We start from the raw sequence: 22048 nt of genomic DNA, 5'->3' as shown, positions 1-22048 counted from the left end.
ATGCCAAAAAAATTGACCATATTTTACCTGATTTATCAGCAAGATTGATTAGCTTTGCGGTGTTTGATGATTGAATTGCATTTTTGGCGTTATTCTTTATCATGCGCCATGTGACTTTTTACAATTTTGTGCGTCAGATTTTTAAATGATTCAATGAGGAAAATGCAGCAATGCTTCAGTTAGTCAACTTAAGATACTTAATCAGCAGTCTAGTGCTTTTAAACAGTTTAAACTTGTCTGCCGCTGAAACCCCTCAAAAAAACTGGACTTACGATGGTGTTGTCACAGTCATTTATCAACACCCCAGTGAATCTCAAATATCATCAAACGCTACCTTATCGGGCGATTTAAACCTTAATTTTTTGTGGCACAAAACCCGATTTTATGCGCACCTTGAAGCGGCAACTACGCCACAAGCAGGTGGCGCGGCTCAAGTATTGCCACAAACAAATGCCGACTCTGGTTCAGCGATTGATGATCGCAATCAAGGACGCATTCAGCTTTCAGAATTGTATTTTAGCCATAAGCTGACTCCCAAAACTCAATTCACTGCTGGGTTATTAGATGCCACTGCATTTATGGATACCAGCGTGATTAGCAATGATGAAAACTTACAATTTATTTCTGCTCCTTTGGTGAACAATCCTATTATCGATTTTCCTGACTATGCATTAGGCATGGTGTTAGAGCAAAAACTGCAACCCAAGTATTTTGGCCGTTTATTAATTTCTTCTTCTCATGGCTTAGCTGATAACGCCTCTCGCAATTACAGCCAGGCATTTGAACTGGGCAAGGATGAAAAAGGCGCGTTTATCAATGCTGAACTGAGCTACCAGCCTAAAGCACAATACTTTACTGCGGGTGTTTGGACACATACAGCACCACACGAATCACTGAATGACCCACAAAATAATCATCTCATTAACTTTGGGGGTTACCTCAATGCCTATAAAAAAATAGAACGCCACAGCTTAGAAACGCGCCTCGCCTATGCTAACCCCGAAGTTTCAACGGGAGAATGGTTTTGGTCGCTGGCGTATGAATATAAAAGACCCAACTGGGTATTGGGCTCAGGTTACAGTTGGACAAAAGCCTCCGACAAAATGTCGGATTCTCGCTATCAAAAAAACGCCCAGTTGCTTGAGGTTTATGTTCGCCACCAACCTTTTAAAAACTTTTTTATCAGCCCCAGCATTCAATGGATTGAAAACCCTCTTTATGATCAAAATGTATGGCAACTTTCCAATCCTATTTGGTCAGCAAATATCCGATTTTCATACCTATTTGAATGATTTTTATCACCCAAGCGAGCTTGAATGACTCAAGGTTTTATTAAAACATTCTCAATTCAAAACCGCTAAAATACCCTAATTCGTTTAAAAGGGTGTGATTTGTGGAAATTTTAAAAGCTTATTTAGACATCAGCGTTTTTGGCATTTTGGGTTTTATGGCCTTTATTGCGCTTTGGATGACCCTAGAAAGATTGTTTTACTTTAAAAAAGTGCAACCTGAAAACTACCATCACATTGAACTACTTCAAGTAGACCTCACCAAAAACCTCACCACCATTTCAACGATTGGCGCCAATGCACCCTATATTGGCTTACTGGGAACCGTTTTGGGTATCTTGATTACCTTTTATGAACTCGGTCACCAACACACCTTAGAAACTGGTGCGATTATGATGGGCTTAGCTTTGGCGCTTAAAGCCACGGCTGCGGGCATAGCCTTGGCCATTCCCAGCATTATGGCTTACAACGGACTGATGCGAAAAGTGGATGTACTCAGCGCGCAATTTAAAGCGCATCAAGACCTTAAAACTCAAGATTAAGGTAACCCATTATGCAAATGAAACGCTTTGACACCATTAATGTTATTCCTTTGATTGATGTCATGCTGGTGTTGCTTGCCATCGTTTTAACCACGGCCAGTTTTATTGTGAAAGACAGCCTGCAAATTGACCTGCCCGAAACCCAAAGCACCCACAGCTATACGCCGCCTAAAGAACAAAACCCGCTTAACTTTGCCATTAACCCTCAAAATCAATTATTTATGAACGAAGTCGAAATAGATTTTGCCAACTTGACAACCCAATTGGCCGATATAGACCCCAAGCGCCCTATTGTTATTCAAGTGGATAAAAAAGCGGATTTTGAACACTTTGTAAAACTCATCGATGCACTCAAACTGCATAAACTTGATAATCTCACCATCCTGACGCAAGCTGAATAATCAACCCTTATGAAATCTTGCTACACTCAAAGTTTTGTCAGCGCTTTAGCCATTTCAGGCTTATTGGCCAGTTTTGTTTTTTGGTTAAGCACACTTGAAATCGAAGAAAAAACTGTCGATTTAAAACCCGTGTCTGTCAAGATGGCGATGTTTCAATTAGCACCCGTACCACCGGTGGTTGAAGAAGCCCCCAAATCTGAACCGATTGAGCAGCCCAAGCCAGAACCCAAAGTCGAACCCAAAGTCGAACCCAAAGTCGAACCTAAAGTTGAACCCAAACCAAAGCCTAAACCCAAGCCTGAGCCAAAAGTTGAACCTAAAAAACCAATCGTTGAAAAACCCAAGCCACTGCCTAAGCCCAAACCGGTTGAGCCTGTTGAGGTAAAGCCCGAGCCCAAAATACCGCCAAAACCGGCTAAAATCCAACCCGTTGCCGAGCCAAAGCCCGTGGTAAAACCCACGCCACCTCAGCCAACGAAACCTGCGCCTCCACAATTTTCACAGGCACAAATCGCCAGTGCAGAACAAAGCTATTTACATGAGTTAGCAACCACTTTGGCGCTTTTAGCACAAGACACTTATCCCAATCGGGCAAAACGCCGCGGCTGGCAAGGATTGGTGGTTTTAGGATTTACGCTGCATGCTGATGGCAGTATGCACAATATTCATTTGGTCAATTCATCTGACTACAGCATTTTAGATGAAGCAGCGCTATCGATACTCTATGATCAAATGAATCAGCGCTTTAAGCCTTTCCCAAAAGAAACGCCGCGTGGCGATTGGGTAATCAGCGTGCCGATTGAATATCATTTGCGATAAACAAGGTTATTTTGAGGACGATTGTCTCAAGAATTTTAAGAAATCATTTTCTGATAAGGGTTTTGAGAAATAATAACCCTGAATTCGGTCGCAGCCATTCTGCTTCAACCACTCCACTTGTGGCAAAGTTTCAACGCCTTCTGCAATCACTTCAAGGTTTAAGGCTTTTGCCATTCCCAGCATGGCTTTAACAATGGCTGTGCCCTCAAATGGCTGAGCGGATTGTTCGGTGGATATGCACAAGGCATCAATAAATTTTTTATCTATTTTCAGCTTCGAAAATGACAGGTTAGCCAAATTGGCTAGATTTGAATACCCTGTTCCAAAATCATCGACCGCTAGTCCAAAATGCTTTGATCTTAAGGCTCTCAAAACCTCAAAATAATCTACCCGTTGATTTTGCATAAGCTGAGATTCTGTAATTTCCAGCGTAATCTCATCATTTTGTAAATGAAACTTTTGCGTCATCTGCTGCAAATAAGTCAACAAATTAGGCTCAGATAAAAATTGTGCCGGTAAATTAATGGCCAACTCAATATTGGGCTCGTTTTGTTTATGCCATTTCTGTTTGATTAAAAAAGCTTGCTCAATAATCCAATAGGTCATCGGAATAATTAACTGCGATTGTTCGGCAATTGGAATAAACACATCTGGTGGAATCAAATTGCCTTCATCGTCTTGCCATCTTAATAAGACTTCTGCGCCAACACAGCGCCCATCTTCTAGGCTAATTTGTGGCTGATAATGAAAGAAAAATTGTTTGCGAGCCAGTGCCTTTTGCAGTTTTACCAAAATTTGATAGCGGTGTTCAACGGCTGATTCCATGGCCATATCAAACCTAACCAACTGGTCTTTACCTTGGTTTTTGGCATGATATAAGGCGTTTTCAGCGCGTCTAAACAAATCATCATAATGCTGACCATCTGCGGGATAAAACGCCACGCCACAAGAAAAGGTATTTTTGATATTCACATCTTTATGAAAGGCCACTTTTTTGACCGAAGCCAATAAAGCCCCTAAATGAGATAGAAATTTTTCTTGGGTGATATTGTGACCGATGATTAAAAACTCATCGCCACCCAAGCGATAAAATTGGGCCTTATCGGTTAACTGGCTGTAAATAAGATTGGACACATTTTGAATAAGCACATCACCCACTTTATGCCCTAAAACATCATTAACCAACTTAAAGTTGTCGATGTCCAAAATGGCAAAACCAACTTGCTGCGTGTCTTTTAAAGGGATATGTTGATTCCAAAAATTCTCACTTGAAACCTTATTGGGCAAACCCGTTAGCTCATCCTTAAAAGCCAACATCTCTAGTTTGATTTGATTGAGATGTTCTTGAGTAATGTCGTTTAAAGAACCGGTCATTCTGAGAGGATTGCCCTGATCATCTCGGCTGACCACTTTGCCACGGTCTTGAACATAACGAAGACCGGTAGGCGTATTCAAACGATATTCGTGTGAAAATGTTTCACCCGACTTTAAAGCATCTTCAACGGTCGCTAAAACTCTGGGCAAATCATCTGGGTGGATTCTATTGGAGAAATGTGTAATGAGATTGGACGGCTCTTCTTCAGAATAACCAAATATTTGTCTCCAGCGACGGTTATGTTCAACAGTACCTTCTTGAACCTGCCAAGACCACATTCCCTCATTAGACACTTCATAAGCGGTCAATAACTCGTTGATAAAAAAATCAGACTGTTTTTTAAGGTGGGCAAACTCGGTTTGATCTAATGCAATCCCAACGATTTGACCATCCATCAAAGGACGGTAAAAAAGTCGATAATGCAAACCGTTCAGTTCGGTTTCTGCATTCAAAAAACCCTCTGATAAAGCTATTTTGATTTGCTCAACAATCTTGGGTTGCTCGGCATAAATATCTAAATAATTTAAACCCACCACTTCATCGTCTTTTAACCCCAAAGGTTTTAATGCCGCACCTCTAGAAAATAAAAAAGTGCCCGACTGATCCAACACAAACACGATTACCGGCATTGATTTTAACAAGCCTTCAAAAATTAGCGAGTTTGCTTTAAGACATGAATTTTCAGTCATCGAGTCGATCCAAGGGCCATCTAAGAGCTTTAAGGTGTCTAGGCAATCAAAAACATGCCATGGTTAGATGCATCATAAAACGAATACTACGCACTTTCAACTAAATAAGGATTTAATTATCCATTTCTTTAAAACCAAAAAAAGGCCAACAAAGGCCTTTTTATATTTTAAATCTCTGTGTTGAATTAAAAAGGCTTAACCACCACCAAAATCAAAATAATCGTGACCAACAATAATGGAATTTCATTGGCCCAACGGTAATAAACACCGCTGTGGTCTAAATGACCCAACTGCATTTCTTTGACGCGTTTTTTTGCCCACAAGTGATAAGCCAGCATTAAGCCGACAAACACAATTTTGGCATGCAGCCAGCCCATACCTTGTGCAATGGGCCAATAAGCAAGCCATAACCAAATACCCGAGCCTATCGCCAACATCATCATAATGGTCATAAACTTATACAATTTATCCCCCATAATCGCCAATCTATCGACTTGCTGACCCGCCGCTTGCCCTTCTACAAAATGCACAAATATACGCGGCAAGTAAAAGATTCCTGCCATCCAAGACATCATAAAAAGAATATGAAAAGTTTTTAACCACAACATTGATTTTCTCCATAGATTAAGTTGTTTGCAGTATCATAACGATTTTTAAACTGAAAAATGGGAAGAAATCATGAAAATTGAAAACAACAAAGTCGCCTTGATTGAATATGTACTGTCGGATGCCGAAGGCAATCAAATCGATGCGTCTAATGGCCAACCTTTAGCCTACTTGCACGGCCACCACAATTTGATTCCCGGTTTAGAAAAAGAATTAGAAGGCAAAAGTGTTTCTGATAAATTCACCGTCACCATCCCCGCAGAGGATGCTTATGGCCCCAAAATGGATCATTTAGTGCAGGCTAATGTGCCAAAAGAAATGTTCCAAGGCGTAGAAAATTTAGAAGTCGGGATGCGTTTTCAAGCACAGTCAGATGAAGGCATGCATTCGGTGGTCATTACTCAGGTCTCTGATGAACATGTAACTGTGGATGGCAACCATGAGTTGGCAGGGATGGATTTAACCTTTGCGGTTGAAATCATGGGGATTCGTGATGCGACTGCAGAAGAAATTGAACATGGTCATGCACACGGTGCTGGCGGACATCACCACCACTAAGCGCAACCGATTCAACCTTTTAACAAGCCAGCCCAGAGCTGGCTTTTGTCGCTTTAAGAGTCGAAACCCTAAATGAAATTACTGCTCGTTGAAGACGAACCTTTATTGCAAGAAAGTCTGACCAAAAATCTGCAGCAAGCCGGATTTTTATGTGACCTAGCCGGTAATGGTGAGGAAGCCTCACACCTATTAAACGAGTTTGAGTATGATTGCATTATTCTCGATTTAGGGCTTCCAAAACAACCAGGCCTGGTTGTTTTAGAGCAGTTTAGAATCCAAAATACCCACACACCTGTCTTGGTATTAACCGCGCGCAATGCCTGGCAAGACCGCGTGATAGGCTTAAAAACTGGGGCGGATGATTATTTAGGAAAACCTTTTCATTTCGAAGAGTTACTGGCAAGAGTTCAAAACTTAATTAAGCGAAAAACACCCGACAATAGCTTTAACATTGTCTATAAAAACTTCACCCTAGACGGTCAAATGCGCAGTTTAAAAACCGCGTCTGACACCATTAGTTTAACCAAAAACGAATATCGTTTATTACACCTGTTCTTTTCTCATCCCAACCAAATCTTTTCAAAAGACCAGCTGTTACAAAAAATCAGCGACCAACACAGCGACACCAGCGGTAATCTGATTGAGGTGTACATCGCCAAACTCCGCCGTTTGTTGGGTAAAGAATCCATAGAAACCTTGCGAGGACAAGGCTACCGTTTGGTCAATTTGAATCCACCCGAGGAAAACGCATGAAGTCACTTGAAAAACAACTCAGTTCTTCAATGGGTTTAAGCCTGGTGGTTCTGTTTGGTCTGTTTTGGTGGGTATCGATTACGGCCATTCATAAGGTCACCGAGCAATACATTGTCACCCGTTTAGAACACGACACAGAATCCATTATCAAACATTTAATCTGGACTGGGCAAAGCTGGCATTTAGAACAAGAAATTAGCCCTATTTACTCTCAGGTACATTCTGGTCACTATTTTGTGATTAAAACGCCTCACAACAATGTTACCTCTAACTCCCTTGAAAACTATCCCCTATTTGCCAAAGCTGCACCCAAACAAACCTTGGTGTATGAAACCAAAGGCCCCAAACAACAATTAGTGCTGGTTTTATCGACCCAAGCACGCATTCAAAATCAACCCATTCAAATTTGGGTGGCCGAAGACCACTCACCGATTCAGCAAAGCCTATTTACCTTTGACATGATTTTCGGTGGATTTAGTTTGGTCATTTTAATCACCATTTTTGGTCTACAGCGTTATTGGCTTAAGCGCGGTTTTAGTCAACTCAAACCGCTAGAAAGCGCCTTGATTGACCTCCAAGATGACAAGATTATCCACTTAAACAGTGAAGACTATCCTAATGAAATATCAGGACTTATTAAAAACTTAAACCAAGCTTTCAGCAATGCCAAAGCACAACTGGAAAAATCGCGTCATGCCAATGCTAACCTTGCGCACACCCTCAAAACACCGCTCAATATCATCTATCAATTACTCGACAACCCAATTCTTCCCAGCGAGAGTCGTGAGGCTTTGCAGCAACAAGCACAAACCATTTATCGTTTGTTAGAAAGAGAGCTTAAAAAAGCCCGTATTGCGGCCGATGCGGTGCAAACTGCTCGCTTAAACGCCCAGCATCTTCAAGACTTGGTAAGCTCTTTGCAAACTCTCTACCCTAATATTCAAATTGATTTAAAGGGCTCTGATGAAGCTATTCGTCAGCTCGGTCTAGACCAAGAAGATGGCTATGAATTGTTTGGCAACCTGCTCGACAATGCTTGCAAATGGGCGCAACACCAAGTGAACTGCCATATTCAATCTCATGCCTCAGGCGTTGTTATCATCATTGAAGATGATGGTCCAGGCGTTGCACCCGCCCAACTGGCCAAGATTCAAGAACGCGGTTATCGGTTAGATGAACAACAGTCTGGTCAAGGGTTAGGATTGGCCATTGTCGCAGACTTGGTGAGCGCCTATCAGGCTCACATTCAGTTTAGCTCCCCGAAAACAGGATTGGGGGGGTTAAAGGTGACTGTGATTTTTGAACCGCATAAAAACGCCCCTTTAGAAAACAAAGCTTATTAATATGGCACCCTTCAAATACTTTACTAACCTATTGATCTTATTAACATTACTTTGGCTCATTACGCTTGGCTGGTTTTATTTACACCTAAACATCCATTTCTCTTTTGAAAAAGTTGGCCTATGGATGGGGATGATGCTGTTAACCCTAATCGCCATTTACACCAAGCAAGTGCAACACTACTTAAATAAGGCTTCCATTTCACAAGATCATCTGGGATTTGGGTTACTGGCTTGGACGCTATTATTAACAACCGGCTTGTTGTATGAAACCGGCGGCACCATTAATCCCCTTGTGCATTTATTGCTACTGCCTTTAGCCTTAGGGATGCTCATCCTTTCTTCACGCTACTTTATCGCTTTGGCATTTCTCTCTGCCGCACTCTATGGGCTAGTCAACTATCACTATGTGCCCGTCATGTCGCTTAAGGTGCAAAGCTTGCAAGCCTTTTTTGCCTGGCATTTGCATGGATCTATGTTGGTGTTTATTTTATTGGTGGTGTTTTTGGCCATGTTTATTTTGCCACTTAAAAAGCGCCTAGAGCAACAACGCTATGCCATCGAACAGCAGCGTAACCAAGCCTTACAAAATGAATATTTGCTGTCAGTCGCCAGCATTGCCTCGGCATCGGCCCATCAACTCAGCACCCCGCTTAATACCTTAAAATTACTCGAATCTTTATTGGATAACGAAGTCCACACGCCCATGGGCAAAGACTTGATGAAAACCTATCGCGAGCAAGTGCAAATCTGCACTCAGGCTCTACAAGGATTGCGTAAACGCGCTGAATTTGCCCAAACTAAAAATCCACAAACCATTTCACTACAAAACTTCATCCAAACGCTGATAGAAGAATTTGCTCTATTGCACCCCAAAAGTGTTTTACAAACTCGCGAGCCCGCCACTAACATCAATCTAAAGATCGATGAAAGCTTCAAACTGGCCATTATGAACCTACTCGACAATGCTGCGCGTTACAGCCCAGACTCTATCGTCATAGAATTTCAACACACAGCAACCCACTTGTTATTTAACATTTGCGATGAAGGCGGTGGCGTGCCAGAAAGTGAATTGGCGCATTTAGGGCAACAGCCTTTAGAGGAATATCACGGTATTGGCATGGGCGTTTTCTTAAGTCGTATGATTATTGAACGCTTTCAAGGCAAGTTACTTTTTAGCCTAATTGACAAACCCAAAAAAGGCCTTAAAGCCAGCGTTTGGCTACCTAAAACCCGCTTTGATTTAAGTTAAATAAACGGAGAAACTTGAGTGAACGAGTCTGTAAAACCAGCGCAATCAACCATCTTAGCCGTAGATGACGATGCCACTTTTTTACGCATACTCCAACAGGCATTTTTGAACCAGTCCATCACACTTGATACCGCTCATTCGCCACAAGAAGCCGAAGCAAAAATTCAACAAAATACCTACGGCTATGCCATTTTAGATTTAAACCTAGAAGGACAAAGCGGCCTGAATTTGCTCAAATATTTGCTTGAGCAACTACCCGACTGCCAGGTTTTGATATTAACCGGCTACGCCAGTGTTGCCACGGCTGTTGAAGCCATGCGACTGGGCGCTTTAGATTATTTATGCAAACCCGCCAGCATTGACGACATCCTTAAAGCCTTAAGATTTGCCAAACCTGACAGTGCAAATTCTGAACCTACAGAAGAACAACCAGAAGCAGACAATCCCCAAGACTTTGTTCCCATGTCTGTGAAACGCCTCGAATGGGAACACATTCAAAAAACCCTCACGGAACACGACGGCAATATCACCCTCACCGCCGCTGCCCTAAACATGCACCGCCGCACTTTGCAACGCAAACTGCAAAAGCGTCCTGTCGAGAAGTAATATCCAGCAAAATGTAACCAGGCCTGGGCGTTATTGGTTATTTTTAGGACTAATTAAAGCCTAAACTGAAGAAGGCTAAAGCCTTCGCCCCATGAAATTTTACAAACGTCTCACTTAGGGGCGCAGGCTTTAGCCTGCTTAATATCCACAAATCAAAACCCTCCCCATAAAAAAAGCCAAAGAAACTGAGGCTTCTTTGGCTTTAAATTTGCAACCTAAGTTGCGTTAGGAGAGTTGTTTTTTTAATTAAAACTTAGCTTCCACATTTGCCCAAACATTCACTCCAGGCTCCATCACTTTATAAATATTGCCGTTATAACTGTCGGTACGGTTAACACTGGTAACATATGCATGATTAAACAGATTATTTACGCCCGCTTTAAATTGTAGCGTTTTGTTAAGTTGATAACCTGCAAAAACATCCACGGTGCTCCAAGCGGCGGTTTTTAACTCACCATAAGCGCTATCCACATCACCTTGTTCGGTTGCAAAGTTAAAGCGTGCACCTGAATACCAGCTGGTCACATCATAACGAGCGGTCACTTGACCATTGATTGGCGACATATTACTTAGGTTACGGCTGTCTGTCGTGTTACGCCCTTGGGTGTAAGCCAAGTTACCCGCCAAAGAAATGGCACGAGTGAGCGAGTAACCCCAGTCAAATTCAGCACCCATAATTTGAGCGTCCACATTCACATAACCTTGTTCTTGTCCTGTTGTTCCATTCAAACTTGCTTGATTGGCTGCTTTATCTCGTAAAATGTAATCCGTTACTTGATCAGCAAACACATTCGCACCCCAATTAAACTGGCTGGTTTTTTGAGTCAAACCCAAATCGAACTGCAAATGTTTTTCAGGTTTTAAATCTGGATTACCAGCCCAATCTGCCCCTTTTGCCATAAATCGTTCAGTTTCATCCGCAGTATTGGTCGTTAAACTCACGCCGCCAAACCAAGCCATAGAAGATGCCAGTTTTTGCTCATATCGCAACAAACCATTCCAATTGGTTTCATCCACAGATGTTTTGCCAGAATAATTGGCATTTACAGTGTTATAAACGCTAACAGGCGTTGGTTTGGTTGTGTTATCAGGTGTTTCATTAGCATTTCTAGCTTTAGCAGAAACCTGATCAACACGAACACCGTAAACTACATTTTGACTATTTGAAATCGCTGTATTAGCTTCAACAAACAAGCTGTTTTGTTCGGTAACAGCATCTGGCCACATAAGCGCTTGAGATTTATCCAGCTGAGCTCCTGCTGAACGAGAGTACAAAGAAGCTTGCTTTTCAATTGTCTGTAACAACAAACCATAATCTAGTTTAGTTTGCGCAAGCTGGCTACTTAAACGAACTTTACCGCCTTTAGTAGTTACATCGGTGGGAGTCTCCATTTTCATTAAAGGATTAAATGGACGCAAACTAAAGTTATCCATAACATGCTCGACATCTGAAACATAACCAGATACTTCAACTTCAGTGACAGGCCCTTTAAAGTTTTTACCCTCGTAACTCAAACGAGTCATAGTGCCATTGGATTTTGGGGCATCCATGGTCGAACCCTGATATAAAGCATCTTGGGTATTTGAAATTTCATGCGATAATTTAATTTGCTGATCTGGCGTGGGAGACCAACCTAAATCAATATGCCCTTGTTGGGTTTTGTAGCTGCTGTTTACCGTATTGCCATTACCGTCTTCATAACTTTTGGCTATTTTGTCAGAACCTTGTAGCACAACATAAAACTGGTCATTACCAACGGCTGCTTGAGCACCGATATCTTGCGTTAATCCGTTCGAATTAGTAGCCGCATACACTTTGCCGTTATAGGGTTTTCCTGGTTCAAATGTTGGCGCATTACGCTCTAAAATAACGGTTCCAGCTGTTCCACCTACACCGGTTTGCAAAGACTGTACGCCTTTGATGACTTCAATACTGTCAAAACTATTTAATTCTGTGTAATGGGTTGGTGGGTCCATACGATTTGGACAACCGCCCTCAATTTTTCCGCCATCAACCAATACATTGACTGCTGATTGGCCTTGACCACGAATTAAAACATCTAAACCAATACCGCCCATTCGAGAACCTTCAACCCCAGAAATCTGGCGTAACACACTTCCAGCTTCTGTGTTTCCCGACTGCTCTAGGGCGGCTTCAAGAGGCATAGCTGTTTTTTCAATGGGTGCTTCAACTTCAATGGTTGATAGGGTTGTTTCTTGTGCATGAGCAACGCCAACAAAACAAGTGGCGACAAAATAGGCTAGGGTTTTCATTTTCATGGTCATTAGATTCCATTGGTAATCGGCTGTGCCGAAGTTTTAACATCTTATAGCGAGCTTTGCAGCGGCAAAGTGCTTTTAAAATTCAATTCGCAGATTATAAAAACCTAGCCTTTAAAAATCACTGCGACAAATTGTCGCACCCGATTGAATTTCGGTAAAATGCCCGCACTTTATTAATTTTATTTATAGGTGTTTTATGACTTGGCAATCTTTTCAAATGCAATTTCAACAGCTGCGTGACAACAAATTATTTGAAATGATCGTGATTTCAATCATTATTTTGTCATCGCTTTTAATCGGTTTAAAAACCTATCCTTTACACCCCAATCTTGAACAGTTTTTGGTGTTTATGGACACGGCGGTCACCCTGTTTTTCTTGGTCGAAATCTTAATTCGCATGGCCGCTGAAGACCGCGTACTCAACTTTTTTAAAAAGGGTTGGAATGTTTTTGACTTTGTCATAGTCGTGGTCAGTTTGATTCCTTTAGATGACTCTGAATATGCTTTAATCGCCCGAATGCTGCGACTCTTTCGTGTGATGCGTTTGATTTCGTTTATTCCAGAACTGCGTGTTTTAGTTACGGCACTGCTCAGTGCTTTACCACGCATGGGATATGTGGCGCTGTTGATGTTTATTATTTTTTATCTGTATGCGGTGATTGGTAACCTACTTTTCTCTAGCATCAACCCAACCCTGTGGGGCGATTTAGGCATTAGCTTACTCACGCTTTTTAGAGTCGCAACCTTTGAAGATTGGACGGATGTCATGTATGAAACCATGACCGTTTATAAACTCAGTTGGATTTATTACCTGACCTTTATTTTCTTTTCGGCGTTTGTATTTTTAAACATGATGATTGGTATCGTGGTTGAAGTGTTGGATGAAGAGCATTCCAAAATGTTAGCCGACGAACAACAAGACGAAAAAAATGCTTTATTAAATGAGCAAGCCCAACAGTTGGCTGATCAAAAAGCCCATCAACAAAAACTGGAACAAGAATTGGCTTCTTTGCATACTAAATTAGATCAACTCATTCGCCAAAAAGGTTAATTTTTAAGTTTCATTCAGCTTAAATTCAGTTTCATTTTCTATACTGCTCAGCAATACTGAACAATCCTAGGATTAGAAAATGAAACGTGTTTTACTCAATACCTTGCTCGGCAGCTGTTTGCTGAGCACCACTGCCCAAACGGTTTGGGCAGCTGACTACCCTACTCTGGCGGCAACCTTGCAAGCCACTTTGCCAGAACAGGCCTTACTGGCGAATACCCAACAATTGCAAAGCGCTGCACAGTCCTATGCAAACCAAACCTTGCCAGGTGAAGTCACCGTTAAACTTAATCATGAAAACGATGCCTTGACCGATAATAAAGCCAAACAAACCTGGGAAGCTGGGGTGGAATTTCCGATTTGGCGCTCAGGGCAAGCTCACAGCCAAGATGCATTGGCACAGGCTTACCAAAACTTATTTCTTGCAGAACAACAACAACTTAAGCTGCTCACGGCACAAACCCTGCGTGACCTAGTATGGCAAACCCAAACCGCCAAAATCAAAGCCCATTTTTCTCAAAAAGCACTAGAGCAAACCCAAGCCTTAGTTGAAATGGTTACCCAGAGAGTCACCCAAGGTGAAAACCCCAAACTGGATTTATTGCTCGCCGAAAAATCTTTGTTTGCCGCCCAAAGTGATTTTGCCACTGCCAATTTTGAACTTGAAGTAGCACTCAATACCTACCAAGCCAAACTTAATACGCAAGCCCTACCTGACCTTTTGCCAGAGCAACAAGCTCCAGCCGATTTGTTAGAGCAACACCCACAACGCTTAAAATTGCAAGCACTCATTCAAATTGAAACCGCAAAATTAGCTGCACTAAAAGCGAATCAACAAAGCAATCCCAGCGTGTATGTCGGGGGCAAAAATGAGCAAAGCAATCAAGGGGTGAACGACACCTTTTTAATTGCACAGTTTAATTATCCATTACAGCTCGATAGCTTGGCGGGGCATCAAAAAGTTTTGCAAGCTGAACAGCAAAGCCAACTCAGTCGCTTACAAGCCGAATTGCGTCGCTTTGAGCAAAACCATCCTTTAGATCTGTTTAGAGCGCAACAAGCCATTTTTTCAGCGCAAACGCAACAGCAACTCAGTGAACAACAACTGACCCATGCCGAAAAAACCCTAATGCTCGCTAAACAATCCTACTTTTTAGGCGAAACCAGTATTCAAAATTTACTAATTTCACAACAAACCGTCCTCGAACAAAAGCTGGCCGCCCGTTTGGCCAAAACCAAAACCTTTATGGCGATTGCCGACTTTAACCAAATTGCAGGAGTTGCTTTTTAATGAACACTTTGACCAATATAAAACCAGCTCGTTTAACCTTAGTTACCACTGTTTTAAGCGCACTCTTAGCCTTTCCTATGGCGCAAGCGGCAGACCTAAGTACTGCACCGGCTATCTCGTTAAGCGATGCTCAAATCAGCGCACTGAATCTGAAAACCACAGCCCTTCAAGCGCAGAGCAGTTATTTTAGTAATCCTTATCCAGCACAAGCGGTCATTCCACTGGCGCAAACTTTTTTGGTCACCACACCTTTAAATGGTCTCATCCAAAAATTGTTTTATGTGCATGGTCCGATTGAAAAAGGCGAAGTCATTGCCGAGTTGCTCAGCCCAGAATTGCTTAATTTACAAAAAGATTTTTTAAACACCTATGCCGATTACCGCTTAGCAACGGCTGAATATCAGCGTGCGATACAGCTGAATAAAACGGGCGTGGTATCGATTAAAAAATTACAAGAAGCGCAATCTAATCAAGACAAACTTAATCAAATGCTCGAACAACAAACTCAAGACTTAACCTTAATGGGCATGAACGCTACTGCGTTAAAAGCCTTAAAAGACACGCGTCAGTTACAGCCGTCTTTAATTGAGATTAAATCTCCCATTAGTGGAGAACTGTTTGATTTGCAAGCCAAAATCGGTGAGCGTTTACATGCCAATGACCCCATTATTTCAGTCGGCCGTGTTGATCCCATTGTGATAGATGCCAATATTCCCACCGAAGATGCCGACACCCTGCACGAAGGTCAAAGCGTGATGATTATTCAAGGGCGTGAAAACCACGCCGCCAGCATTAAACACATCGCCAACTTTACCGACCCTGCCACACAATCGGTAGAAGTACATATGGTCATGCCAAACCCGCTAAAAACAACCAGGCCTGGTCAGTTTTTGACCGCAAAATTCGAATTTACCGAGCAAACACAGGTTTATCAAACTCAGCGTTCTGCCATTAGCCAGCTGGATGGACAAGACTTAGTCTTTGTGAAAACTGCTCAAGGCTTTAAACCTTTTGCCATTCAAGTGCTGACCTTTAATGGCACTGAGATGACCTTTAAAGCCCTGCAACCTTTGCCAAACGATGCCGCCGAAGTGGTGGTGCAAGGTGCATCAGCCTTAAAAGCCCTAGCCATGGGCGGTGAGGAATAATCATGCTATCGAATTTTATTCAATTTTTTCTCACCCAGCGCATTTTGGTGGTGCTGATGATTTTAAGCATCCTGTCTGGGGGCTGGATGGCGTTTCAAAAAACGCCGATTGACGCCTTCCCAGATGTGTCGCCCATTCAAGTCAAAATGATTTTTAAAGCACCAGGAATGACGCCCACTGAAGTTGAACAACGCATTATTTCCCCCATTGAAATGGAAGTGCTCGGACTCCCCAATCAAGACAGTTTGCGCTCTTTGGCCAAATACGCCATTGCCGACATCACCCTCGACTTTAAACCTGGCACTGATATTTATTGGGCCAGACAAGTGGTGGCCGAACGCCTCAATGCCATAGACTTACCCGCAGGTGTCACCGGCGGCATTGCCCCTTTATCAACCCCTTTAAGTGATATTTTCATGTTCACTATTGAAGGCAATACCCTCAATAACATGGAAAAACGCGACCTATTGGACTGGGTAATTCGTCCTGCGTTGCGCTCAGTGCCAGGCGTGGCAGATGTGAACTCTTTAGGCGGTTTGGTGCGGACTTATAGCGTGCAGCCAGATTTTCAAAGACTTCAAGCCTTTAAAATTTCTGTTAACCAACTGATTGCGGCGATTGAAGCCAACAATAAAAACGATGGTGCTGGTCGCCTTAATCAAGGCGAAGAAGTGATGTTGGTGCGCACCTTAGGCAACTTAACCTCAATTGATGACATCGAAAACATTGTGGTCACCTACCAAAATAGCGTGGCGGTGCGTGTTAAAGATTTGGCCAAAGTCAAAATCGACTCACTCTATCGTAATGGCGCGGTGACCGAATCGGGCAAAGGCGAAGCGGTTGAAGGTTTGGTCATAGCCCTGCGTGGCGCCAATGCTCGTGAAGTGGTTGCCAATATCGAACAACGCTTGGTCGAGTTGCAACCTTCTCTACCCAAAGGCATCAGTGTTGAGGTGTTTTACAATCGCAGTGACTTGATTGATAAAGCCATTCACACGGTTTCAAAAGCCCTCACTGAAGCGGTGGTATTGGTGGTGCTAACCTTGCTACTCTTTTTAGGTAATATTCGTGCCGCAATCACCGTGGCTTTGATTCTGCCTTTGTCTGCTCTCATGACTTTTATGTTTATGAATTGGTTCGGATTGTCCGCTAACCTGATGTCACTCGGCGGTTTAGCAATTGCCGTGGGGATGTTGGTGGATGCTGCCGTGGTAGTGGTAGAAAATATTGTAACTCATCAAGAAAACGATAAAGCCAACTTGCCGAAGCTACACATTATTTATCGGGCATTGCAAGAAGTTGCTACGCCGGTAATTTCAGGGATTTTGATTATCATGACGGTATTTTTACCGTTACTGACGCTCGAAGGTCTTGAAGGCAAACTCTTTATTCCTGTGGCCTTAACCATTATCTTTGCGTTAGGCAGTTCGTTAGTATTGTCTTTAACCATTATCCCAACTTTGGCATCGTTTATTTTGGGTAAACCTTCGCACCAAGAACCTTGGCTAATTCGTAAACTCAGTGCCATTTACAAACCCACGCTCATATGGTCTTTGGCGCACGACAAAATTATTATTGGTTTTGCACTGGTCGCATTGGTCGTCGCCGGCTATGTGTACACCCTAGTGGGCAAAACCTTTATGCCACAAATGGACGAAGGCGCGATTATTCTGCAGATTGAAAAAATCCCGTCCATCAGCCTTAAGGAAACCGTGCGCTTAGATTTACAAGTGCAAAAAGCACTGATGGAACAAGTGCCCGAAATCACCAAAATCGTGGCGCGTGTTGGCTCGGACGAACTGGGGTTAGACCCGATGAGTTTGAATGACACAGACACTTTCTTAGTGCTTAAGCCCAAAGATGAATGGCGCATGGAAACCAAAGAAGAATTGATTGATGCCATTCGTCAGGTCATCGAAGAACAATTCCCCAGCTTTGGTTATGCCTTTACGCAACCCATTCAAATGCGCGTTGACGAAATGCTCACCGGCGCGCGAGGCGACATCGCCATTAATATTTTCGGTGACTCTCCTGCACTGCTGAGCAAAACTGCCGAACATTTGGTAGAGATTTTAAAAACCATCCCCGGGTCGGTGGATGTTTTCACGCCGGCTAATGATGGTTCGCGTTATTTACAACTGCAAGTGAATCGCCAAATGGCCGGTGTTTTAGGGCTCACAGTTGACGAAGTGCAAACGCTATTACGCAGTCAAATTGATGGCTTGGTGGTGGGTAATATTTACCAAGGCATTCGTCAAATCCCGCTGATGGTGCGTGGGCCAGAAGATTACAAGTCGTCTAAAATCGAAATGTTGCAACAACCCATAACCCTCAATAATGGGCAAAGTGTTCTACTAAACCAACTGGTCGATGCCGTTGAAGTGGAAGGCCCCGTAGCCGTTAAGCGCGAGCAAAGCAAGCGTTTTGCGGTGGTGGTTTCTAATGTGCAAGGGCGCGACTTGGTGAGTTTTGTAGAAGAAGCCAAAGCCAAAGCCGCGGCAGAACTCGACTTACCCACTGGTTATTATTTGGAATGGGGCGGACAATTTGAAAACCAACAAAGAGCTGCGGCTAAATTGAGCGTGGTTGTGCCGATTGCCTTGGTATTGATTTTTATTATTCTGTTCAGCACCTTTCAATCCATTCCACAAGCCATCATGGTGCTAACCAATGTGCCTTTCGCCTTGATTGGCGGCATCATTGCGCTGTGGGGCGCGGGTGAATATCTTTCTGTGCCTGCGTCGGTTGGTTTTATTGCCCTGCTAGGGATTGCCGTTTTAAACGGTGTGGTCATGATTACCTACTTTAACCAATTGGCGGCCAAAGGCATGGCCTTAACCGAAATCGTGGTTGAGGGTGCTTTGCGTCGTTTAAGACCGGTGCTTATGACCGCATCCATTGCGGCCTTGGGGTTAATTCCTTTGGTATTTGCCACCGGCCCGGGTTCTGAAATCCAGCGCCCCTTGGCCATCGTGGTGATAGGCGGATTGATTTCCTCTACCCTATTGACCTTGCTGATTTTGCCGATTATTTATCGTCGTTTCGGTTTAAAACCTAAAGCGGCAAGCGTGGGAGATTTAAAATGAGCCAAACCCTATTACTCAGACTCAACCTAGAAGTAGAATTGAAACATGCAGTGACGGATTCACTGCTGACCTTTGAAGCCATGCCATTGAGTTTTATCAGCTATCAAGTGCAATCCCATCAAGCCGATCAGCGACTGCACAGCATTCGCGAACAGGTAGATGGCTTTACGCCAAAAATGATGATTGAAATCACCGTGCCTGAGAGCTTGCTGAGTGCCTTGTTGCAACACCTAAAAGCGGACTTGCCACAAGCCAACATTCCTTACCAACTCTTACCATCTATTCAAGACGGTCAACTTTAATCTCTCTCTACATGAATCGACTGCCAGAAAAAACCTTTTCTGGCAGTCGACTTTCAATCTCACAATTTTCAACCATAAATAAAACAAAGTAACTCATCAGTAAATTTTAGATTTAAGCCCTGACTTATCGAATTTTTCGACTTATGAATAGGGTAATATAAATCTCAATAACCAATTTTTAATGATTGTTACGAATGAGATAGTCCCATGAAGCCCTTTTATCGTGTAAAGCTCTACCAAGCCATCTTCATTCCCTTCATTATTTTGTTGATGTCGACACTGGTTGTGCTTTCCATCAATGGTTTTTACCGCACCCAAGCAGCTGCGGAACAACTCACATCCTCCATTTTGCAGCAAGAAACTCAAATCTTATCTCAGTCCATTGAAAATCAATTTAACCAAACAGATACCGCACTGCAAACCCTGGCTAAGATGTTGCAATCGCTGTCTATGGCACAAAACCAAGACTGGCTCAGATTTCAATTATCTCAATGGAGTTCTGTTCAAAAACTGCCCGCCTGGTTGGTGACTGAAAATCAAGGCAGTTTGCATACTGTGGCTTTTCCCATCGCACTGACTGAATACATCAATACCGATGGCCTATCGCAAAAGCGCTATGTTAACCCCGCGCAAAAACCCCTGGCAGAAACTCAAGTGCAATCGCCAGTGCCTCAAGTTTGGCAAGATTTATTCAAACAAGTTCAACAACAAGCGTTTGCTTGGCATAAAGATGAACAAAATTTTTATTTGGCGTATGCTGTGCCTTCTGCCAACGGCCAAACCCTGTTAGTCGGCACGGAATTAAATCTGGCGCAAATGGCGCAAAACCTAGATCAAGTCATGGCCAAAATGGATAGACCTATTTTTTATATTTTGGACGCACAAGACAACACCCTGTTTAAACCAGAAAACCTACCCGATTTCACTGAAAACACTCGGCTACAAACTGGTGATAATATTTTGATTCGCAGCCCTTTAAAACTCAATCACAATACTGACTGGCAATTGGTCATTAGTATCTCCAGTGCAGAATTGGTAGCGCCCATCAACCGCAATTTGCAAGGCACTTTATGGCAAACCCTCCTTTCTTTAACCGGGATTAGCTTTATTATTTTTATCTTGTCATTGCGAGCTGGAAAACCCCTTAGACAAGTACAAAAAAATGCCGAACTCTTAAGCGCACAACGCTACAACGAAATGAAACCCATCTTTACTTTTGTAGAGGAATACCAGCAAATTGATGGTTCACTGCAAGAGCTAAAAAATCGCTACGAAGCCATACAGCGCTATGTGCCGACTCCGCTGATAGAACAACTCAAGCACACCGCTAACGCCTTAGAAGTGCATGGTGATTTAAAGCGCTTGTCTATGTTGAATATTGTCATCCCAAAATTCACCCAACTGACCGCAGACTTTAACCCCAAACAAATGGTGCATTTTTTGTCGCTTTATCAGTCGGTTTTGTATGACATTATTAATGAGAAAAAAGGCATTGTTGACCAGGTTAAAGGCAACCAGGTTTTTGCTTATTGGGGTGCGCCCATCGCCACGGAGAATGACGTCTTTTTTGCCTGCCAAGCTGCCTTAAACGCCAAAAAGCATCTCAATAAATTAAACACCACGCTCAGCGAAGAAGGTTATCCCATGATTAACACCTACATCAGTTTGATGCAAGGGAACGCGGTGGTTGGAAACTTTGGCTCGATTGATCGCATGGTCTATACCGCCGTGGGTGGCGAGGTGAATGAAGCGCAAAATCTTAGCTTGTATAATGCGCAATATGGTACTCAAATTATTGTTTGCGAACATACTTATGCTAAAGTTAAAGACCAATTTTTAATGCGCAAATTAGATGTAGTCTTTACTCAAATCAGTCAAAACGAAGTGGCTCTGTATGAGTTGATTGCTTGGAAAAATGATCCACTTTCCATCAGCTTGGCCAGTTTTATAGAAGACTACGAAACCGCATTACAATTGCGATTGGATCATCAATTGGATGAAGCTCAAGCCAAATTTAACGCTCTATCGATTAGCCATCCTCATGATGAGGCGGTGGCTTATCAGTTGGGCATGGTTTATCAATTAAAAATCATGGAATCATAATGAATCTGCTCGAAGATCAAATTGAACTCAAAAACTCACTGGCTAAATTCCAACACATTATGGTGATGCAAGAACAAGCCAATCAATTGGCAAATCAGCGTATTTCATTTATTTATCGCATGGTGCTCATAGGTTTTTTACTGATCCTAGTGGCCTTTTCTGGCACAGCTTATGTGATGACCACTCAAATGCATAAAGGCGTTGATAGCCTGCGTTTTATGAACCAAAATATGGATAAAATGTCACAAATCATGTTTAGAATGAATGGGTCGCTGCAAGGCATGAACCAAGACATGAGCAGTTTGGCGCCCATGGTCAGTCAAATCAATACCATGACACAACAAATGGATCAACTCAATCAATCTATGCTCAGTATTCAATTGGGGATGAGCCAGATGGATAGCCAAGTCCAGCAGGTGCGAAGCAGCATGCAAAACATGAACCAAGAGTTTTATCAAATGCAAGGCAATGTGCAAAAACTGAACTCGGATGTGGATACGCTCAGTAAACCCATGCGTATTTTTAACAAGATGAATCCATTCAGCCGCTAAAGG

General features: G+C 42.7%; 19 protein-coding genes. 16 read left to right on the top strand and 3 right to left on the bottom strand.

Annotated elements, in window-relative coordinates; translation table 11 throughout:
* Positions 1 to 170: 170 nt before the first annotated feature.
* The 4 genes from THMIRH_RS05610 to THMIRH_RS05595 all read left to right on the top strand — a co-directional run bounded on the left by THMIRH_RS05610 (position 171) and on the right by THMIRH_RS05595 (position 3051).
* Complete coding sequence (locus tag THMIRH_RS05610) at positions 171 to 1292, top strand: carbohydrate porin (protein WP_173291173.1); 1122 nt, start codon at positions 171 to 173, stop codon at positions 1290 to 1292.
* Positions 1293 to 1393: 101 nt separating this feature from the next.
* The gene (gene exbB / locus THMIRH_RS05605) at positions 1394 to 1831 is read left to right on the top strand and encodes a TonB-system energizer ExbB (RefSeq protein WP_173291172.1); all 438 of its coding nucleotides are present in this window, start codon (positions 1394 to 1396) and stop codon (positions 1829 to 1831) included.
* 11 nt (positions 1832 to 1842) lie between these two features.
* Entirely contained in the window at positions 1843 to 2232 is a 390-nt protein-coding gene (locus tag THMIRH_RS05600; RefSeq protein ID WP_243831509.1) for an ExbD/TolR family protein, read from the top strand.
* 9 nt (positions 2233 to 2241) lie between these two features.
* Positions 2242 to 3051, top strand: a complete 810-nt coding sequence (locus THMIRH_RS05595) for an energy transducer TonB (RefSeq protein WP_173291171.1) — start codon at positions 2242 to 2244, stop codon at positions 3049 to 3051.
* Between the two features lie 6 nt (positions 3052 to 3057).
* On the opposite strand, the gene THMIRH_RS05590 is transcribed toward THMIRH_RS05595, so the two are convergent.
* Together THMIRH_RS05590 and THMIRH_RS05585 are read right to left on the bottom strand one after the other, a co-directional pair.
* Positions 3058 to 5115, bottom strand: a complete 2058-nt coding sequence (locus tag THMIRH_RS05590) for a sensor domain-containing protein (protein WP_173291170.1) — start codon at positions 5113 to 5115, stop codon at positions 3058 to 3060.
* 185 nt (positions 5116 to 5300) lie between these two features.
* Positions 5301 to 5723, bottom strand: a complete 423-nt coding sequence (locus tag THMIRH_RS05585; RefSeq protein WP_173291169.1) for a CopD family protein — start codon at positions 5721 to 5723, stop codon at positions 5301 to 5303.
* 70 nt (positions 5724 to 5793) lie between these two features.
* Here THMIRH_RS05585 and THMIRH_RS05580 point away from each other — a divergent pair, with 70 nt between their 5' ends.
* The 5 genes from THMIRH_RS05580 to THMIRH_RS05560 all read left to right on the top strand — a co-directional run bounded on the left by THMIRH_RS05580 (position 5794) and on the right by THMIRH_RS05560 (position 10230).
* Positions 5794 to 6279, top strand: coding sequence for an FKBP-type peptidyl-prolyl cis-trans isomerase (locus THMIRH_RS05580; RefSeq protein WP_173291168.1), 486 nt, complete (start codon positions 5794 to 5796; stop codon positions 6277 to 6279).
* A gap of 72 nt (positions 6280 to 6351) precedes the next feature.
* On the top strand, positions 6352 to 7032 hold the full coding sequence (locus THMIRH_RS05575; protein WP_173291167.1) for a response regulator transcription factor: 681 nt from the start codon (positions 6352 to 6354) through the stop codon (positions 7030 to 7032).
* Entirely contained in the window at positions 7029 to 8375 is a 1347-nt protein-coding gene (locus THMIRH_RS05570; protein WP_173291166.1) for a sensor histidine kinase, read from the top strand. The genes THMIRH_RS05575 and THMIRH_RS05570 overlap by 4 nt, the downstream gene beginning before the upstream one ends.
* A 1-nt stretch (position 8376) precedes the next feature.
* The gene (locus THMIRH_RS05565) at positions 8377 to 9624 is read left to right on the top strand and encodes a sensor histidine kinase (RefSeq protein ID WP_173291165.1); all 1248 of its coding nucleotides are present in this window, start codon (positions 8377 to 8379) and stop codon (positions 9622 to 9624) included.
* Between the two features lie 18 nt (positions 9625 to 9642).
* The gene (locus THMIRH_RS05560) at positions 9643 to 10230 is read left to right on the top strand and encodes a response regulator transcription factor (protein ID WP_173291164.1); all 588 of its coding nucleotides are present in this window, start codon (positions 9643 to 9645) and stop codon (positions 10228 to 10230) included.
* A 246-nt stretch (positions 10231 to 10476) separates the two neighbouring features.
* On the opposite strand, the gene THMIRH_RS05555 is transcribed toward THMIRH_RS05560, so the two are convergent.
* Positions 10477 to 12516 (bottom strand): TonB-dependent receptor domain-containing protein, encoded by a 2040-nt coding sequence (locus THMIRH_RS05555; protein WP_173291163.1) that lies wholly within the window; start codon positions 12514 to 12516, stop codon positions 10477 to 10479.
* A gap of 193 nt (positions 12517 to 12709) precedes the next feature.
* Between THMIRH_RS05555 and THMIRH_RS05550 the strand changes: the two genes are divergently transcribed.
* The 7 genes from THMIRH_RS05550 (at position 12710) to THMIRH_RS05520 (ending at position 22045) form a co-directional block, all read left to right on the top strand.
* On the top strand, positions 12710 to 13564 hold the full coding sequence (locus tag THMIRH_RS05550; RefSeq protein ID WP_173291162.1) for an ion transporter: 855 nt from the start codon (positions 12710 to 12712) through the stop codon (positions 13562 to 13564).
* Between the two features lie 79 nt (positions 13565 to 13643).
* Positions 13644 to 14855 (top strand): TolC family protein, encoded by a 1212-nt coding sequence (locus THMIRH_RS05545; protein WP_173291161.1) that lies wholly within the window; start codon positions 13644 to 13646, stop codon positions 14853 to 14855.
* Positions 14855 to 16003 carry an efflux RND transporter periplasmic adaptor subunit gene (locus tag THMIRH_RS05540; RefSeq protein ID WP_173291160.1) on the top strand — a complete coding sequence of 383 codons (1149 nt, stop codon included), beginning with the start codon at positions 14855 to 14857 and terminating at the stop codon, positions 16001 to 16003. Before THMIRH_RS05545 ends, THMIRH_RS05540 begins: the two co-directional genes overlap by 1 nt.
* A 2-nt stretch (positions 16004 to 16005) precedes the next feature.
* On the top strand, positions 16006 to 19089 hold the full coding sequence (locus THMIRH_RS05535; RefSeq protein WP_173291159.1) for an efflux RND transporter permease subunit: 3084 nt from the start codon (positions 16006 to 16008) through the stop codon (positions 19087 to 19089).
* On the top strand, positions 19086 to 19391 hold the full coding sequence (locus tag THMIRH_RS05530; protein WP_173291158.1) for a DUF3240 family protein: 306 nt from the start codon (positions 19086 to 19088) through the stop codon (positions 19389 to 19391). The genes THMIRH_RS05535 and THMIRH_RS05530 overlap by 4 nt, the downstream gene beginning before the upstream one ends.
* 207 nt (positions 19392 to 19598) lie before the next feature.
* Positions 19599 to 21494 carry an adenylate/guanylate cyclase domain-containing protein gene (locus THMIRH_RS05525; protein ID WP_173291157.1) on the top strand — a complete coding sequence of 632 codons (1896 nt, stop codon included), beginning with the start codon at positions 19599 to 19601 and terminating at the stop codon, positions 21492 to 21494.
* Positions 21494 to 22045, top strand: a complete 552-nt coding sequence (locus THMIRH_RS05520) for a hypothetical protein (RefSeq protein WP_173291156.1) — start codon at positions 21494 to 21496, stop codon at positions 22043 to 22045. The genes THMIRH_RS05525 and THMIRH_RS05520 overlap by 1 nt, the downstream gene beginning before the upstream one ends.
* Positions 22046 to 22048: the final 3 nt, after the last annotated feature.

Source organism: Thiosulfativibrio zosterae (assembly GCF_011398155.1).
GTDB lineage: Bacteria > Pseudomonadota > Gammaproteobacteria > Thiomicrospirales > Thiomicrospiraceae > Thiosulfativibrio > Thiosulfativibrio zosterae.
The sequence above is the reverse complement of the archived record's forward strand: the minus strand, read 5'-3'. Positions and strand labels throughout refer to the sequence as shown.

Excerpts from the sequence above, each read along its gene's own strand:
- THMIRH_RS05610 (WP_173291173.1), top strand. The coding sequence starts at position 171 with ATGCTTCAGTTAGTCAACTTAAGATACTTAATCAGCAGTCTAGTGCTT.
- THMIRH_RS05600 (WP_243831509.1), top strand. The coding sequence starts at position 1,843 with ATGCAAATGAAACGCTTTGACACCATTAATGTTATTCCTTTGATTGAT.
- THMIRH_RS05595 (WP_173291171.1), top strand. The coding sequence starts at position 2,242 with ATGAAATCTTGCTACACTCAAAGTTTTGTCAGCGCTTTAGCCATTTCA.
- THMIRH_RS05590 (WP_173291170.1), bottom strand. The coding sequence starts at position 5,115 with ATGACTGAAAATTCATGTCTTAAAGCAAACTCGCTAATTTTTGAAGGC.
- THMIRH_RS05585 (WP_173291169.1), bottom strand. The coding sequence starts at position 5,723 with ATGTTGTGGTTAAAAACTTTTCATATTCTTTTTATGATGTCTTGGATG.
- THMIRH_RS05580 (WP_173291168.1), top strand. The coding sequence starts at position 5,794 with ATGAAAATTGAAAACAACAAAGTCGCCTTGATTGAATATGTACTGTCG.
- THMIRH_RS05575 (WP_173291167.1), top strand. The coding sequence starts at position 6,352 with ATGAAATTACTGCTCGTTGAAGACGAACCTTTATTGCAAGAAAGTCTG.
- THMIRH_RS05570 (WP_173291166.1), top strand. The coding sequence starts at position 7,029 with ATGAAGTCACTTGAAAAACAACTCAGTTCTTCAATGGGTTTAAGCCTG.
- THMIRH_RS05565 (WP_173291165.1), top strand. The coding sequence starts at position 8,377 with ATGGCACCCTTCAAATACTTTACTAACCTATTGATCTTATTAACATTA.
- THMIRH_RS05555 (WP_173291163.1), bottom strand. The coding sequence starts at position 12,516 with ATGACCATGAAAATGAAAACCCTAGCCTATTTTGTCGCCACTTGTTTT.
- THMIRH_RS05550 (WP_173291162.1), top strand. The coding sequence starts at position 12,710 with ATGACTTGGCAATCTTTTCAAATGCAATTTCAACAGCTGCGTGACAAC.
- THMIRH_RS05545 (WP_173291161.1), top strand. The coding sequence starts at position 13,644 with ATGAAACGTGTTTTACTCAATACCTTGCTCGGCAGCTGTTTGCTGAGC.
- THMIRH_RS05540 (WP_173291160.1), top strand. The coding sequence starts at position 14,855 with ATGAACACTTTGACCAATATAAAACCAGCTCGTTTAACCTTAGTTACC.
- THMIRH_RS05535 (WP_173291159.1), top strand. The coding sequence starts at position 16,006 with ATGCTATCGAATTTTATTCAATTTTTTCTCACCCAGCGCATTTTGGTG.
- THMIRH_RS05530 (WP_173291158.1), top strand. The coding sequence starts at position 19,086 with ATGAGCCAAACCCTATTACTCAGACTCAACCTAGAAGTAGAATTGAAA.
- THMIRH_RS05525 (WP_173291157.1), top strand. The coding sequence starts at position 19,599 with ATGAAGCCCTTTTATCGTGTAAAGCTCTACCAAGCCATCTTCATTCCC.
- THMIRH_RS05520 (WP_173291156.1), top strand. The coding sequence starts at position 21,494 with ATGAATCTGCTCGAAGATCAAATTGAACTCAAAAACTCACTGGCTAAA.